15 protein-coding genes are annotated in these 15,858 nt (G+C 65.7%); 7 read left to right on the plus strand and 8 right to left on the minus strand.

The window, feature by feature from the left end; translation table 11 throughout:
- The first annotated feature begins 59 nt into the window (after positions 1–59).
- Together NG898_RS10195 and NG898_RS10200 are read left to right on the plus strand one after the other, a co-directional pair.
- On the plus strand, positions 60–944 hold the full coding sequence (locus NG898_RS10195) for a LysR family transcriptional regulator (protein ID WP_252692194.1): 885 nt from the start codon (positions 60–62) through the stop codon (positions 942–944).
- 177 nt (positions 945–1,121) lie between these two features.
- Entirely contained in the window at positions 1,122–2,423 is a 1,302-nt protein-coding gene (locus tag NG898_RS10200) for an MFS transporter (RefSeq protein ID WP_252692195.1), read from the plus strand.
- 4 nt (positions 2,424–2,427) lie between these two features.
- On the opposite strand, the gene NG898_RS10205 is transcribed toward NG898_RS10200, so the two are convergent.
- From NG898_RS10205 to NG898_RS10225, 5 genes are all read right to left on the minus strand, one after another.
- The gene (locus NG898_RS10205) at positions 2,428–2,859 is read right to left on the minus strand and encodes an SRPBCC family protein (RefSeq protein WP_252692196.1); all 432 of its coding nucleotides are present in this window, start codon (positions 2,857–2,859) and stop codon (positions 2,428–2,430) included.
- A gap of 48 nt (positions 2,860–2,907) precedes the next feature.
- Positions 2,908–3,345 (minus strand): carboxymuconolactone decarboxylase family protein, encoded by a 438-nt coding sequence (locus NG898_RS10210; protein WP_252692197.1) that lies wholly within the window; start codon positions 3,343–3,345, stop codon positions 2,908–2,910.
- Between the two features lie 78 nt (positions 3,346–3,423).
- Entirely contained in the window at positions 3,424–4,881 is a 1,458-nt protein-coding gene (pdxR, locus tag NG898_RS10215) for a MocR-like pyridoxine biosynthesis transcription factor PdxR (protein WP_252692198.1), read from the minus strand.
- Between the two features lie 72 nt (positions 4,882–4,953).
- Entirely contained in the window at positions 4,954–6,168 is a 1,215-nt protein-coding gene (locus tag NG898_RS10220) for an NnrS family protein (RefSeq protein ID WP_252692199.1), read from the minus strand.
- Positions 6,169–6,188: 20 nt separating this feature from the next.
- Complete coding sequence (locus NG898_RS10225; RefSeq protein ID WP_252692200.1) at positions 6,189–7,394, minus strand: globin domain-containing protein; 1,206 nt, start codon at positions 7,392–7,394, stop codon at positions 6,189–6,191.
- A 231-nt stretch (positions 7,395–7,625) separates the two neighbouring features.
- Here NG898_RS10225 and NG898_RS10230 point away from each other — a divergent pair, with 231 nt between their 5' ends.
- From NG898_RS10230 to NG898_RS10245, 4 genes are all read left to right on the plus strand, one after another.
- Positions 7,626–8,105 carry an RrF2 family transcriptional regulator gene (locus tag NG898_RS10230; protein ID WP_252692201.1) on the plus strand — a complete coding sequence of 160 codons (480 nt, stop codon included), beginning with the start codon at positions 7,626–7,628 and terminating at the stop codon, positions 8,103–8,105.
- Between the two features lie 135 nt (positions 8,106–8,240).
- Positions 8,241–8,621 (plus strand): DUF2795 domain-containing protein, encoded by a 381-nt coding sequence (locus tag NG898_RS10235; RefSeq protein WP_252692202.1) that lies wholly within the window; start codon positions 8,241–8,243, stop codon positions 8,619–8,621.
- A 26-nt stretch (positions 8,622–8,647) separates the two neighbouring features.
- Complete coding sequence (locus NG898_RS10240; RefSeq protein WP_252692203.1) at positions 8,648–9,187, plus strand: DUF4142 domain-containing protein; 540 nt, start codon at positions 8,648–8,650, stop codon at positions 9,185–9,187.
- 275 nt (positions 9,188–9,462) lie between these two features.
- The gene (locus NG898_RS10245; RefSeq protein WP_252692204.1) at positions 9,463–11,124 is read left to right on the plus strand and encodes an S-layer protein; all 1,662 of its coding nucleotides are present in this window, start codon (positions 9,463–9,465) and stop codon (positions 11,122–11,124) included.
- 30 nt (positions 11,125–11,154) lie between these two features.
- On the opposite strand, the gene NG898_RS10250 is transcribed toward NG898_RS10245, so the two are convergent.
- Positions 11,155–12,606, minus strand: a complete 1,452-nt coding sequence (locus NG898_RS10250) for a sensor histidine kinase (protein WP_252692205.1) — start codon at positions 12,604–12,606, stop codon at positions 11,155–11,157.
- The gene (locus NG898_RS10255) at positions 12,584–13,264 is read right to left on the minus strand and encodes a response regulator (RefSeq protein ID WP_252692206.1); all 681 of its coding nucleotides are present in this window, start codon (positions 13,262–13,264) and stop codon (positions 12,584–12,586) included. The genes NG898_RS10250 and NG898_RS10255 overlap by 23 nt, the downstream gene beginning before the upstream one ends.
- Before the next feature lie 147 nt (positions 13,265–13,411).
- Here NG898_RS10255 and NG898_RS10260 point away from each other — a divergent pair, with 147 nt between their 5' ends.
- Positions 13,412–14,461: an ABC transporter substrate-binding protein gene (locus tag NG898_RS10260; RefSeq protein ID WP_252692207.1), complete on the plus strand. Its 1,050-nt coding sequence runs from the start codon at positions 13,412–13,414 to the stop codon at positions 14,459–14,461.
- A gap of 18 nt (positions 14,462–14,479) precedes the next feature.
- Here the strand turns inward: NG898_RS10260 and NG898_RS10265 are convergent, their stop codons facing one another.
- A complete protein-coding gene (locus NG898_RS10265; RefSeq protein ID WP_252692208.1) occupies positions 14,480–15,607 on the minus strand; it encodes a porin in 1,128 nt (375 codons plus the stop codon).
- Positions 15,608–15,858: the final 251 nt, after the last annotated feature.

The following is a 15,858-nucleotide window of genomic DNA, read 5'->3' on the forward strand; positions in this document are numbered from 1 at the left end:
CGCGACCTAGAATATGAAAAGTTGAATTTCCCAACCATCACATTCAGCGTTTCTGAACCATGCGAGAAATCAGCCTGGACCGCCTGCGCACACTCGTGGAAGTGGCCGGCCGCGGCTCGTTTGCCGACGCGGCGCGGGCGCTGCATCTGGCGGCGCCCACCGTGAGCCTGCATATCGCCGAGCTGGAAGATCGCGTGGGCGCGCAACTTCTCTCTCGCAAGCGCGGGCAGGTGCAGCCCACCGCCATTGGCGAGGTGATGGTGGAACGCGCGCGCAAGCTGCTCGCCGATGCCGAACAGGCGCTGGACGACATCCAGCGGCAGGTGCAAGGCTTGAGCGGACGCGTCCGACTGGGCGCTTCCACCGGCGCCATCGCACATCTGCTGCCGCAGGCGTTGGACGTGCTGCGGCAAAACCACCCCGGCATCGACGTGCAGGTGGCGGTGCTCACTTCGCAGGAAACGCTGGCGGGTCTGGCCGATGGCGCGCTCGACATTGGCTTGGTTGCGCTGCCGCAATCGCAGGTGGCCGGCCTCGCCATCAAACCGTGGCGGCGCGATCCCGTCATGGCGTTTCTGCCGGCGCACTGGCCGAGCCCCGCGCACATCACGCCCGCGTGGCTCTCTGCGCAGCCGCTGATCCTGAACGACGCCACCACACGACTCTCGCGCCAGACAACCGAATGGTTCGCGGCGGGCGGCCATCACCCGGTGCCGCGCATCCAGCTCAACTACAACGACGCCATCAAGAGCCTGGTCGCGGCCGGTTATGGCGCCACGCTGCTGCCGCATGAGGCATCGGCCGCGCCTTCGGATGCACGTATCACCATGCGGCCGCTCCGGCCCGCCTTGTGGCGCGAGCTTGGTATCGCGCACCGGGCCGGCCACGTAGAGCGATCGACCCAGCACGTGCTTGACGTGCTTTGGATGCTACGGGCGAAATAGCCCATTGCTCGCCTCGAAACCATGACGAGGCGGAGAATCCCCGCTTGAATAAAGTTTGACTTCTTGTGTCGCGACAACTATCTTAAGATATGTTTTTTGACACAACTCGGTGCACCAGCCGGCCGATTCCGGCTCCCGCCTGCGCGCGCCGCCTCCCCCCTTTCTTCGCTCGCCCTCATGCCCTTACTTGATTCCTCGCGCGAGCGCCGGCTGCTCTGGCTGCTCGCGCTCACGCAGTTCACCGTCATCATGGATTTCATGGTGATGATGCCGCTTGGTCCGCAGATCATGCATACGTTTGGCATCGGTCCGGCGGCGTTCGCCACGGCGGTGTCGGTGTATTCGCTGTGCTCGGGTGCTTCCGGCCTGCTGGCCGCCACCTATGTCGACCGCTTTGACCGCCGCCGCCTGCTGCTGACCGTCTACGGCCTCTTCACGCTGGCCAACCTGGCCTGTGCGCTGTCGGGCAGCTACGGCATGCTGCTGTTTGCCCGTGCATTTGCGGGCGTCACGGGCGGCGTACTCGGGTCGATCATCATGGCCGTGCTGTCAGACGTGGTGCCGCCCGCGCGGCGTGGCGCGGCCACCGGCGTGGTGATGTCGTCGTTTGCGCTGGCGGCCATGGCAGGCGTGCCCGTGGGCATCGCCATTGGCGCGCACTTCGGCTGGTCGGCGCCGTTCTTCCTGCTGACGGCGCTCACGGTGCTGATCTGGCTGGGCGCTCGGCAGACCATTCCGCCGCTGGCCGAACATCTGGCAGGCAAGCGCAGCCAGACGCTGGGCGAGATCCTCTCCGGCCTGTGGCAATTGCTCACCAACCCGCGCCACCTGCGCGCCTTTGTGCTGACCTTCGTGATGATGGGCTCGCACATGATGGTGATTCCGTTCATCTCGCCGGTGCTGGTGGCCAACCACGGAGTGTCGCCCGAAAGCCTGTCGTGGCTGTATGTGGCCGGCGGCGCGGCGTCGTTCTTCAGCTCGCGCGCCGTGGGCAAGCTGGCCGACCGTTACGGCCGCCGCCGCGTGTTCGTGGGCGCCGCACTGCTGGCGTTCATCCCGGTGCTGGTGATGACGCATCTGCCTGACTGGCCCTACATCGGCATGCTGCTGTTCTTCCCGTTCTTCATGGTGACCCTCTCCAGCCGCATGGTGCCAATGCAGGCGCTGATGACGACGGTGCCCGCCCCGCAAGTGCGCGGTGCATTCCTGTCGGCCAACAGCGCGGTGATGTCGGTGGGTACCGGCGTAGGTGCGTGGGTCGGCGGGCTGCTGCTGTCCGGTGGCGCGGGTGGCCGCATCGAAGGCTACGGCCTCAACGGCTGGCTGGCCGTGGCGGCGGGGCTGTTCTGCGTGTTCTGGGTGAGCCAGGTGAAGGGATCGGATGCGCAGGGCGGCCCGTCGCTGGCTGCATCCCCTGCCTCCGCCGGCGCATCCGGTCCGCAAACGGCGCCGCAAGCACCGCAGGCGGAAAAGGTCTGAGCGGTTATTCGGCTTCCAGCACGGTCTTCAGCTTCACCAGGTCCCGCTGCACCCACTCGGCATCGGCCTCGAACTGGGCGTCGTCCATGTTCGGCTGCTGAAACAGCGTGAGCGAGACGGTGGTGCCCGCGCCGTTGCGCACCACGCGCAGCGGCACGTAGACGATCGATCCGTCCGGCAGGCGAACCCAGTGATCGGCAATGCCAAATTCGTTGGGCGGGCTGAAGCGGATGAACACGCAGCCTTCGTCGCTGTTGGGTGCGGCCTTGGCGATCCACTCGTCGGGTGCCGCGCCCGAACCCTGCGTGCCCGGCGCGAGCCCTTCCGACAGGCCGGTCGCCCAGATCGGGAAGTTCAGCGGCTCGGCCAGGAACATGGCCACGTCATCAAAGTGACGCTCGACATTGATGCTCAGGGTGCGGACGTTGTGCAGCATGTGGCCTCCGTGTGCGGCGCGCGCCGTGCGAGGCAGTATATGCGGCGCTCAGGCGGGCAGCTTGCGAAAGCTGATGGCCAGGCGGTTCCATGTGTTGATGGTGCTCACCAGTAGCGTGAGGTCGACCAGCTCGGCATCGGAGAACTGCGCCCGCACGGACTGCCAGACGTCATCGGGCACGCGCGTTTGTGCGACGAGGGTGACGGCTTCCGTCCACGCCAGCGCGGCGCGTTCGCGGTCGGTGAAGAACGGCGTTTCATGCCAGACGGACACGGTGGCCAGGCGGCGGTCGTCTTCGCCGCCCTTGCGGGCATCGGCGGTGTGCAGGTCGACGCAGTAGGCGCAGCCGTTGACCTGCGAGGCACGCAGGCGCACGAGTTCAGTCAGCGGTTTTTCCAGCGTGCTTTTGCCCAGCGCTTTTTCCAGGCCCATGACGGCCTGGATGGCGGCGGGATTGCTTTGGTAGAAGTCGAGGCGGGGTTCCATGAGTGGCTCCTGTGCTTGAGAACTGAAGCCAGTCTAGGCGCGCAGGTGGCACCTTGAAATTGCCAATCGCAGCGAATATCAGGTAGCCACTCTGTCCAGCACTTCCGCCAGCTTGCCGAGGCCCGCGTCGATCTCCGCAACGTTTACATGGCCGTAGCCGATCAGCAACCCGGGCTGCGGCGGCCGCGCCACATGCATCCTGGCCGTGCCGTATAACCCGACGCCCACGCTCTCCGCCAGCTTGACCAGCTCGGCTTCCGCCAACGGCGTCTGCAACTGCGCTGCCATGTGAATGCCCGCCGCCGATGGCACGGGCACCAGCCACGGGGCCAGCGGGCCACGCAGATGCCGCAGCAGCGCATTGCGGCGCGCCGCGTATTCCTTGTGCATGCGGCGCAGGTACTTGCCGAAATCGCCGTCGAGCATGAACTTGGCGAGCGCCGCCTGCATGAGCGATTCACTGTGCCAGTCGGCCACCTGCTTGGCGTGCCGCAACGGCGCCACCAGCGAAGCCGGCGGCACCACGTAGCCGATGCGCAGCTCCGGAAAGATCGTCTTGGAGAACGTGCCCACGTAAGCCACGCAACCGGCAGCGTCCAGGCTCTTGAGCGACTCCATCGGGCGGCCGTCGAAGCGGAATTCGCTGTCGTAATCGTCTTCGATGATCAGCGCGTCATGGCGCTGCGCCCAGTCGAGCAGTTGTGCGCGGCGCGCCAGGCTCATCGGCATGCCCAGCGGAAACTGGTGCGACGGCGTCACGTAGACAAGCTTCGCGTGCTTCGGCAGCGCATCGACGACCAGGCCTTCGGCATCGACCGGCACCGGCACAACGTTGGCACCCAGCGCCTGCAGCGCAATGCGCGCGGGCGGGTAACCCGGATCTTCAATCGCCACCGTATCCCCGGGGCGCACGAGCACGCGGGCGATCAGGTCGATGGCCTGCTGCGCGCCCTGCGTGACGACAATATCGGCCCAGGCACACACCACCGCACGGCTGAATGCGAGATAGCGCGAGATGGCCAGGCGCAGCGCCTGATCGCCCGCCGGGTCGTGATAGCCGCCGCGCCCGCGCGCCTGCTGGCGCAACGCGTGCGCAACACAGCGGCGCCACACGTCGAAGGGAAACAGGCGCTTCTCCGTCACGCCGCCCACAAAGTCGTAGACGAGGTTTGGGCGCGGCTGAGGCAGCACCGCGGGCATGTTGTTCCAGGGCGTGTCGAAGGTGCGTACGGCCGGCGTGGGCGAGGCGAGTTGCACCGCAGGCGAGGCGGCCGGCGTGCGAGCGCGCAACCCTTCGGTGGCTTCGGCCACGAAGGTGCCGGAGCCGGCGCGTGGCTGCAGATAGCCCTCGGCAATGAGGCGCTCGAATACGTCGAGCGTGGTCTTGCGCGACACACCAATCTGCAGCGCCAGGTCGCGCGTGGAGGGCAGACGCTCGCCCGGCACGAGCCGGCCATCGAGGATGGCGGTGCGGAGTTGTCGATAGAGTTGGCCGGCAAGGTCGTGCCGGCCGTGGATCGTCAAATGGACATCCATCGTGGGCGCAGTGTGCAAAGGGGCTGCGCCATTCTACGGAAGCAACCGGAGGCGGGGAGGGCAGTGTGAAGTTCAGCCTTCCCGGCCGTCACCGCGCGGCGCCATCAGCCATGGCGTGTAGCGCCACAGGTACGCCACGAACGCCGCCACCCACAGCACGCTCGCGCCACCGATCCACACCTCGCGCGGCAACAAAGCGGGGCCGGCCACACGTACGAGTGCAGCCAGCGCGACGGCAGCGTAGGCGAAATGCTCTGCCCGGCCCGTGCGCAGCATCCGGCCGGTGTGGCCCAGCGCGGTGCGCGTGATCATCGCGATGATGGCGCCGCCGATGGCTCCCACCGTGAGCGCGTGCAGCGCGGTGGAACGATCGCCCCAGCCGAGCGCCGCGGCTGCCAACATGGCAAAGCCGACGGGCAGGAAGGCATACGCCACATGCAGGATGGAGACGATAGGCGTGCGCAGCGTGCGGCGCGTGTCCCAGCCGGCCCAGCGGACGGCCTGCACGACTGCTGCCGCCACAAACACGATGGCTGGAACGATGCCTTGAAGCGGCGTCGCCAACATGACAACGGCGAGCGCAGTCGCCGGGACGATGGCGCGCTCGGCCCACACCACGCGGCGCACCTGCACGCCAGGGACGGCGTTGGACGTGAACATCGGGATGACGCGTCCGCCAATGACCGTGACGAACAGGCAGACCAGCCCAGCGGCCGCATCGAGGCAACGCAGTGCGGCCAGCGGCGCGTCCAGAGCCAGCGCCGCATGGAACGCCGCGTTGACGGCACCGAGCACCAGCAGCGCGATCGCCAAGCCGTAGTTGCGGGCGCTTTTTGCACGCCGCAGGACGCGCAGGAACGCCACGCCGCATGCCGGCAGAAACGCCACATCCGCCGCCACGGCCAGCGGCACGGGGCCCGTCCACATCAGCACACGCGCCGCCAGCCACAGCCCAGCCAGCGCGGCGAGTTGCGCGCCTTGTGGCGTCTGCAGGCCCGTCCAGTTCTTGCCTGCGGTGAAGAGGAAACCGACCACCACCGCTGCCGCAAATCCGAACACCATCTCGTGCGCATGCCAGAAGAGCGGTGCCATGGTGGCGGGGCCCTGCGTCGACGGCAGCACCCCCAGCAGCAACGCTGCCCACAACGCCATGCCCAAGGCGGCAAAGGCGGCTGCAAGCAGGTAAAAGGGTCGGAAGCCGAGCGCGAAGACGGCCCGCCCCGTGTAAGGCATGCGGCTTGCCGGGTCGGGCTTGCCGATGGTGAGCAACGGGGCTTGGCGGGGCATGGTGATTTCCGTGGTTCAGGTCAGAGGATGTCGTCCAGCAGATCGGGGCCGAACACTTCGCGGTGGATGCGCTCCGACGGCACGCCGCTGGCGAGCAGCGCCGCACGCTGCGCCTGCATGAACGGCAGCGGGCCGCAGAGATAGAAGTCCGCTTCCGTCCCGTGGTCGCGCACGAACGTGTCGACCGTCATGCGGCCGGGCTGGGCCGGGCGCTGCGCGAATTCCGCGTCTTCGCCGGACTCCAGGAATACGTGCGCCTCGAATGCAGGCAGCGCCTGTGCGGCACGCTCCAAGTCATCGACGTGGGCAACATGCGAGGCCGCGCGACTGGCGTGGCTGAATACGATCTTGCGCGCGCTGTTCTGCTGCGCGAGCGTGTTGAGCGCCGAGATCATGGGCGTGATGCCAACACCGGCCGACATCAGCACGATCGGGTTGTCGGTTGCCAGTTGCGGCACGAAGTCGCCGTACGGTTGGCTGGCCAGCAGCACGTCGCCTTCGCGCGCGTTGGCGTGCAGCCAGCTCGACACGGTGCCCGCAGGGCGGTCGGCATCACCCGCATCGCGCTTGACCGAGATGCGCCACGTGCGGCCATTCGGCGCGTCTGACAGGCTGTACTGACGCTGCTGTTGCGCACCCGGCGCCAGCTCCACTTGCACCGAAACGTATTGACCAGGCAGGAAATCGGCCAGCGGCGCATCGCCCACGGCTTCCAGCGTGAGCGAGACGACGTCTTCGGCCTGCTGACGGCGTTCCACAATACGCACCGGCTGACGGTGGTCGGGGCCGCTGCCGGTGTGCTGGTACAGGCGTGCTTCAGCCGCAATCAGCTCGGCCGCGAGCAGCCAATAAGCTTCGTCCCAGGCGGCAAGCAGGTCGGGCGTGGCGGCATCGCCCAGCACTTCGGCAATCGCACCCAGCAGGTGGCGCGCCACGATCGGGTAGTGACTCGGCTTGATGCCCACAGCGGCATGCTTGTGCACGATGCGGTTGACCACGGGCGTCAGCGCAGCGTTGTTGCCATGGTTGGCTGCGTACGCAAACACCACCGAGGCCAGCGATTGCTGCTGCGACCCATTGGCCTGGTTGCCCATGTTGAACACGTTGGTCAGCTCGGGGTGGCTGGCGAACATGTTGCGATAGAAGGTCTCGGTGATGGTCAAGCCGTGCTCGCGCAGCACTGGAACGCTGGCATCGATGTAAGGCTTGGACTTGTCGGACAGCATGCTGGACTCCAAATATGCGTGAAATATGCAACAAATAAGACGGGGGGCGCCGTCACGCTCTGTTTTTGGATGGCCTGGTGCTCAGGCAACCGCTTGCATCGGATTCTATTAAACATATATTTGTGATGCAACAAATTGACCTGCGGCAAACCGGCGCATCTTGGGGGCAACTTCCCGATAAGATGTGCCTCTCATGAATGTTTTTACTTGCGGCAAACCCGCACGCACGCCATGCGACTGACCGACTACACCGACTACGCCCTGCGCACGCTGATCTACGTGGCCGTGCACCCGGACGAACTCGTCACGATCCAGCGCATTGCCGATGCCTTCGACATTCCCAAGAACCACCTCATCAAGATCGTCCAGCAGCTTGGGCAGGACGGCTTCCTGCACACCGTGCGGGGCCGCGCGGGCGGCATCACGCTTGGCCGTCCTGCGGGCGAAATCAACCTCGGCGATGTGGTGCGCGCCACCGAGCCCGACTTCCGCATGGTCGAGTGCTTCCACGGCGACGACAACCACTGCGTCATTACGCGCGTGTGCGGCCTGCGCGGCGTGCTGCACGCGGCGCTGCGGGCGTACTTTGAGGTGCTCGATGGCTACACGCTGCAGAATCTGGTCGACAAGCCGAATGCGGTGAACCGGGCGCTGGGGGAGGCGCCGCTGCCGATGCCGCGCCCCCGCGCCAAGCTTGCATCGCGCACGTAGCCCGCGCGCCGCTTCTGGGCCGCGTTTCCTTTTTGCCTTCGTCGCACGTTCGCCCAGGCATGTTCACTGCTGCAAAACGGTTGTTGGCCGCGCCATTTCCGGTGACGGCCCGATCAACTGACCAGCGGAGGTGTCATGAAACCGACTCGCGACAAGAGCAATCACGCGTCGCACTCGAAATCGACGTCCCAAAGCACGCGCAGCAGCGCATCTGACAAGGAGCGTGGCGGGCACGCCAGCCACGGCAGTGCCGGCAAATCATCTGAACGTGCGGGTGCCAAGTCGCACGAGCGCGGCGCACAGGGCGGCAGCGGGCGTGAACACGCAACGCATTCTCCGATCGGCATTCAAAAGGCCCTGAAGGGCGCGTCCTACCCCGCGAAGAAGCAGGAGCTGGTGAAGACCGCGCAGGCCAACGGTGCAGACGACAGCACGCTCAAGACGCTGCGCGACATGCCCGACGACGAGTACGAGACGCCGGCCGCCGTTTCCAAGGCCATCGGCCACGAAATGTGATGCGCACCCGCGCAGAAGGACGACTCATGAACAGATCGACACAGCAGATTGGCGCGCGCCGCGTGGCCGCGTTGTTGGTGGCAGGCGCGCTGGGCTTTGGCGGGGCGCTCGGGATAGCGCGGGCGGCGGCGGACAAGTCCGACGCCACCTTCGTCACCAAGGCGGCGGCGGCCGGGATGCTCGAAGTGCAAGCCAGCCAGGTTGCCATCACGCGCGCAAGCAATCCCGACGTACGCGCCTTTGCACAACGGATGGTGAAGGACCACACCACCGTTGGCGATGAACTCAAGGCGCTGGCCGGTAAAAAGGGCATTACGGTGCCGGACAGCCTACCCACCGACGAGCGCGCCAAGGTCGACAAGCTCAGTGCACTGGAAGGTGCGAAATTCGACAAGGCCTACGCGGATGAGGTGGGCGTGAAGGCGCACAAGGAGGCGGTTTCGCTGTTCGACAAGGCTTTGAAGGACGCGAAGGACCCCGACATCAAGGCGTTCTTTTCACATAACCTGCCTGCGCTGCGCGAGCATCTGCAGATGGCGGAGCAGTTGAAGCCCGCGATGGAATAATTCCGCGCTGCGCCCCAAGACCCTGCCCTGGCGCCGAGAGAAATCGCGATGAACGCGGCCCCTTTTCGGGGCCGTTTTCTTTGCGCCCCGTTTGCGTGCCCAACGAATTCGCTTCGGGCCCTGTCCCTTCCTGTTTTCATATCGCTTCGTCACTAAATTTTCATGGTTTGCCGCCAAGATTCGGCCGCGCAAACGTTTTAGTCGTGAATGAGCCGCCCACACGCATGGGTGGCCGGAGGCGTTTGCCCGACCTCATGAATCGACAGGAAACCACAATGCTTTCGACCAAGAAAACGCTGCTCGCGATTGCGGTGCCGGCGTGCATGACCCTCGGCCTATACGCCTGCGGCGGCAGTGACGACCCCGCGCCGACAAGCACGGCAGGTACCTCGCCGGCACCGACCACGCCCACCACACCGACCCAGCCTGCCAAGCCGCAGGGCATGTGGACGACCGGCGACCTGCACGTGCACACGGCTGAGTCCGTCGATGCCGTCACGCCGCTGTCCACGGTGCTCGACCACGCGTTCGACCTCAACAGCCTCGACTGGATGGCCGTATCGAACCACCTGCGCCCGTCGCCGCGTGACGCCACGGGCGCCACCCTCACGGGCGGCTCCATTGCCGCGTCCGCCGGGATCGCCAAGTACGAAATGCCCGCCATTGCGCAAGCGCAGGCGGCAGGCAAGTACGCGGGCAAGCTGATCTTCTCCGCCGCCGAGTGGGACATGCCAACGCACGACCACCTGAACGTCGGCATCTTTGATGGCACCGACAAGCTGCAGACGTCGGCCAAGGGCCTGAACAAGTTCGAATACTTCTTCACGCAGCAATCCGCATCGCTGTTCGATCCGAACGATGTGACCGCATGGCAGCAGGAGGGCCCGCGCGCCGGCACGACGCACACCGACGTGGTCAATGCCTTCAAGTGGCTCAAGACGAATTATCCGAACACCAGCTACGGCCTGATCAACCACCCGTCGCGCAACCCGGGCAAGTACACGGTGGCGGACTTCCGGGAGTTCAACGACACCGCGCCCGACATCATGTTCGGCATCGAAGGCATGGTCGGCAACCAGATGGAGCCCGACCGCGGCGGCTATACCAGCGCCTATATCGACGCCAACCTGAAGAACCGCACCTACGGCGGCGTCGATTACGTGGTCGCGCAAGTCGGCGGTGTGTGGGATGCGCTGCTCGGTGAGGGCCGCCGCATCTGGAACTTTGCAGATTCCGACCACCACTTTGAAGTCGATGCCACGCAGCAGTTCAGCAGCGGCTACTACCCGGGCGAATACGCCAAGACCTACATCTGGCTGCCGGGCACCAGCACCGACCTGAAGACGCTGCTGGCGGCCATGCGCTCGGGCAAATCGTTCGCCGTGTTTGGCGACCTCATCAACGCGCTGGACTTCACCGCCGGTACCGCGGCCACGTCAGCCGACATGGGCGGCACGCTCACGGCCAAGGCCGGTGACAAGGTGACGATCACCATCCGCTTCAAGAGCCCCGACCACAACAACTACGAGTACCCGCTGGGCAGCGGCTTCAAGGTCAACATGCGCCCGGTAGTGGATCACGTTGATCTGATCGCCGGCGACGTGACGGGCAAGGCTGCATCGGGCACGCCAGCCTATGCGAAGGACACCAATGACTCCACCAAGGTCATCGCCACGTTCACGAAGGCAGACTGGAAGGTCGACGCCGACGGCTACAACAGCATCACGTACACCTACACAGCGGCCAAGAATCAATACTTCCGCCTGCGCGGCACCAACCTCGGCATGAATGTGTCGGGCGAGACCAGCAACGGCAACCCGCTGCCCGACCAGAAGACCGTGGTGACAGAAAACGCTGCGCGCTTCAACGCCATCAACGATCGCAACTACAACGATCTGTGGTTCTACTCGAACCCGGTGTTTGTATCGGTGCAGTGAGTGCCGAAGCAGTAAGGCAGCGGCGGTGACTCACGCGGCGGCGGGCGCACTCGTCCGTCGCAGCCAAACCGTCACCGCGAGCCCCGCGCCGCCCGGCCCGGGCGCCAGCGCAATCTGGCCGCCCATGCGATCCACGATCTGACGCACGATCGCCAGACCCAGGCCGCTGCCCTGGGTCTGCGTGCCTTCCAGACGCGTGAAGCGCTCGAACACGCGTGTGTACGCCTCGGGCGGAATGCCAGGGCCGTTATCGGTCACGGTCAACATGGCCCATCCGTAGTCCGCCGACACCTGCACCGTCACATGGCCGCCTTCCTGCGTGTAACGCACGGCGTTGTCGACCAGGTTGAAGAGCAGGGCAGCGATCAGCGTGCGGTTGCCTGACGTCCACACGGGCAGCTCGGCAGGCTCGATGCCCAGATCGATCTGGCGGCCATCGGCCAGCAGCGCGAGGTCTTCCAGCACCGTGCGCGCCACCTGCGAAAGGTCGACCGCCTCGCTCGTCGCAGCCGATGCTTCGGCCTGAGACAACAGGAGCAGGTCGTTGATGAGGTCTGCCAGATTGCGCGTGCTGGTTCGCGCGGCTTTCAGGACTTCGTGCAGCGCGGCATCAGCGTTGGCTTGCGCCGCTACCTGCATCTGCGTATCGAGAATCGCCAACGGCGTGCGCATCTGGTGCGCGGCATCGGCAATGAAGCGCTTCTGCGTGAGCGCGTTGTCGGCAATGCGCTGCAGGTACTGGTTGAACGCGCCGGCAATCGGCTGCAGCTCGTGCTGCAGGCCGTCGGGGTCGAGCGGCGCAAGGTCGGTGGGCGCACGTGCCGACACATTGCCGGCCAGCCGCAAGATCGGCCGCAGCTCCAGGGTCAGGCCGATGAGGATCATCGCCAGCGCCAGCCCCACCAGAGCGAGCTGGCGCACGGTGCCGGGCCACCACAACTGGCGGACCATCGCGTCACGACCGTTCATGGTTTGCGCGACGCGCGTGACGACGCGCTCGGTGCGGCCGGCGTCGTACATGGTGCGCACCACGGCGGCCACGTGCACGGGCTGGCCTTCCACGGTATCGGTGTAGGTGCCAGCATCGGCCAGGCCCGCTGCGTCAAACGCGGGGCGCGTGCCGAAATCGAGCCGCCCGGCCAGCAGGCGGCCATGCTCGGTGCTGACCTGGTACGCCACCTGATCGCGCACCGGGGTTTCCGGCGCGGCAAACACGGCGAGCGCGGCCGGCGGCACCGACACGCGCAGGCGGCCTTCGTCCCATTCGATCTGGCCGCTGATCATCTGTGCGGCGGTGTCGAGCGCATGGAAGTGCACGAGATCGGCGTTATGGCGTGCGGCCGCCAGGTCAAGCCAGCCATCGGCCGCCACATAGACGACCAGTGGCAATGCCAGCCACAACACCAGACGCGCACGCAGGCTGCGCGCACGCGCTGGGGCCGATTGCGCGGGCGCCTGTTCAGGACTGCGCGGCGGAGGCATCGCGCAGCAGGTAACCGAGGCCGCGCAGCGTGACGATGGTGGCAGCGGAATGCTCCAGCTTCTTGCGCAGGCGGTGGATGTAGATTTCGATGGCCTCGGGGCTGGCTTCGTCGTCCATGCCAAACACGCCGTTCACCAGCGCCGGTTTGGACACCGTGCGCCCCAGTTTGAGCATGAGGATTTCCAGCACGGTGTGCTCGCGCGCGGGGAGCAACAAAGGCTGGCCGGCCAGATTGAAGGTACGGCTGCCGGTGTGGTACGTCAGGTCGCCGCATTGCAGTTCGACAGATTGGTCGGGCGCGCTGCGCCGCACCAGCACCTGAATGCGCGCAATCAGCTCACGGATCTCAAACGGCTTGACGAGGTAATCGTCGGCGCCGGCACCCAGGCAGGCAACCTTGTCGTCGATCCCGCCGCTGGCCGTGAGAATCAGCACCGGCACCGGGTTGCGCCGCCCGCGCAAACGTTGCAATACACCTTGCCCTGACAAGGTCGGCAATTGCAGGTCAAGCAGCACCACATCGTAGTGTTGCGTAAGCAACAGTGTGTCGGCGGATTCGCCATCGGTGGCGTGATCCACGGTGAAATGGGCGCGGCGCAGGGCTTCGGAGAGCCAGTGCGCCAGCGGGGCGTTGTCTTCGATCAGGAGCAGCTTCATGCGAAAACAGCGCGTCCGAAAAATGAAAGCGATTTGTGGGTTGCCGCTTCCTAGAATAGTGGCGGCTGCCTACGCGCGCCGGAAGCATCACTCAACAGATCCGGACCGCGCGATACTGATATCTACAAAAGAGCCGGAGACAACTCAATGGGTGTTTTTACCTGCAGGAGCGCCCGCGCACGCGGCGTCCGGGGCTGGATCACGCCGTGGCTCGCTGCCCTTCTGGCAGTGGCAGGTTCACATGCCCTTGCGCAAGACCCTGCGCGCTTGACGCTCATGGTCAGCGGCACCGCCAAGATGATCTACCTGCCCGCTACGCTAGCGCAGCGCCTGGGCTATTTCCATGACGAAGGACTCGACGTGGAACTGCTCTCGCAGCCCGCCGGTGTCGATGCGGAGAGCGAGCTGCTCACCGGCTTTGCGCAAGGCGTAGTCGGCTTTTATGACCACACCATCGACCTGCAGGCCAAGGGCAAGGAAGTGCGCGCCATTGTCGTATTCAGCCAAGTGCCGGGCGAAGCGGAAGTCGTGTCGACACGGTTGCCGGCGACGGTGCAATCGATGCATGACCTGCGCGGCCGCACGCTGGGCGTGACGGGCCTGGGCGCATCCACCAGCTTTCTCACCCGTTACCTGATGGCGCAGCAGGGGCTGTCGGCCGGCGACTACACCATGCTGCCAGTCGGCGCCGAACGCAGCTTCGTCACCGCGCTGCGTAGCGGCCGCATCGATGCCGGCATGACCACCGACCCGACGGTCTCGCGCCTCGTCCACAGCGGTGAAGCGCGCGTGCTGCTCGACTTGCGCACGCTGGAAAGCACGCGTGCCGCGCTGGGCGGTTCGTATCCGGCAGCGTGTCTGTACTTGCAGACCGAATGGCTGGAAGCGCATCCGGACGTCGCCGCCAAACTGGCCCGCGCATTCGTGCGCACCCTGCGTTACATGCACACGCACGGCGCCGAAGACATTGCCGGACGCATGCCGCCTGAATTCCGGCGGGATCATCCCGAGCTGTACACAAAAGCGCTTGCCGCCGCATTGCCCACCTTCAGCACCGACGGACGCATGCCGGACGACGGCCCACCCACCGTCCTGCGCGTCCTCGCCGCCAGCAATGCCAACGCGCGCGACAAGCACATCGACCTCTCGCGCACTTACACCAACAAGTTTGTTGATCAAGTGCGCGAGCGCCGCTAGCTCAAGCCAAACAGGCGCTTAGAAGCGCGTGCGCATACCGACGCCAAACTCCGTCTGGCTGTTGTGGCCGTTGGTGCCGCCCACGATGTACTGATCCTTCAGCTTCATGTAGTCGGCGGCCACGTAGAACTCCGTGCGCTTGGACACGTGGTAGAACACCGAGCCGTACAGCGTGTTCTTGCGGCCGCTGCCCGAAGCCGTCGCGCCCACCACGCTGGCGTATGCGTTGAGCGTGTTGCCGTCGGCGTTGAAGGCGGCGTTGTTGGCCTTCATGATCTGGTAGCCGATTTCGTAGTCGAACGCGCCTTGCGGAGCGATCTTCAGCGACACGGTGTACGCGTTGTCGCTGCGATTGCCGATCGCGGCCGGCTGCTCGCCCGTGTAGTGGAAATAGCCGGCGTTGACGCGGAACATGCCCATGATCACGTTGCCGCCCACCGAATACGAACGGTCCATGAAGCCGCCCACCTTGGCCTGTTGCGCGAAGCCCGCCAGGTGGAAGTTGTCACCGTTGTAGCCCAGTGCGAGCGACTCGGTGGTGCCTTGCGTGAACTGGCCCGGCACTTCGCCAAACTGATAGCCCAGGGCCGTCAGGAAGCGGCCGCCCCACATCTTCTTCCACACCACGCCGTTGTTCATGCGCGTGCCGGTGGCGCTGCCTGCGTAGAAGATCAGCTGCTTGAAGTTGTTGGTGTTGGTGTAGCCGCCTTCTTCCAGGCCGACCTTTTCACTGGTGTACGGGTCGCCGTAGATGGCCGAGATATCGCGCGCGATCGCGTTCTGGCGGCCGAAGGTCAGCTTGCCCAGCGATTCGCTCGACAGGCCCACCCAGGCGTCGCGGTTGAACAGCACGCCCGGGGTGTCCATGCTGCCGGTCGGCGTCTCGAACTCCGATTCCAGGCGGAAGATGGCCGACGTGCCGCCGCCCAGGTCTTCCTTGCCGGTGAGGCCCCAGCGGCTGCCCGAGAACCAGGGAATCTGGAAGCCGGTGGTGCGCGCGCCCGAGGCGTTGGTGTTGTTCACGGTGCTGATGGTGGTGTCGATCAGGCCGTAAAGCGTCACGTTCGACTGGGCATGGGCGGCGCCGGCTGCGAGCGTGGCCGCCGCGGCTGCAGTTGCCGCAAGGGCAAACTTGATGCGGGACATTGAAGTCTCCTTCCTTTGTGGGTGATGGTGTCCGGTCGTGATGCCGGCTTCGGGAAACGCGCTAGGGCAGTGGGTCAGGCCGCCCGATGCAATCGCTGGGCGAGCGTAGAAGGGGGCACCTTTCTGGAGCCTTTCGCGTCGGCGTGCGCGCAACGCTAGGGTCTACCCGCATTGGGGGCGCGTGCGGAGGCGGAGGTTGTTGCGCCGTCCAATGCAACGCATTGCAGCCCTGGCAATCGGGCTCGCGGTAG

Source organism: Ralstonia mojiangensis, from assembly GCF_023955645.1.
GTDB lineage: Bacteria > Pseudomonadota > Gammaproteobacteria > Burkholderiales > Burkholderiaceae > Ralstonia > Ralstonia mojiangensis.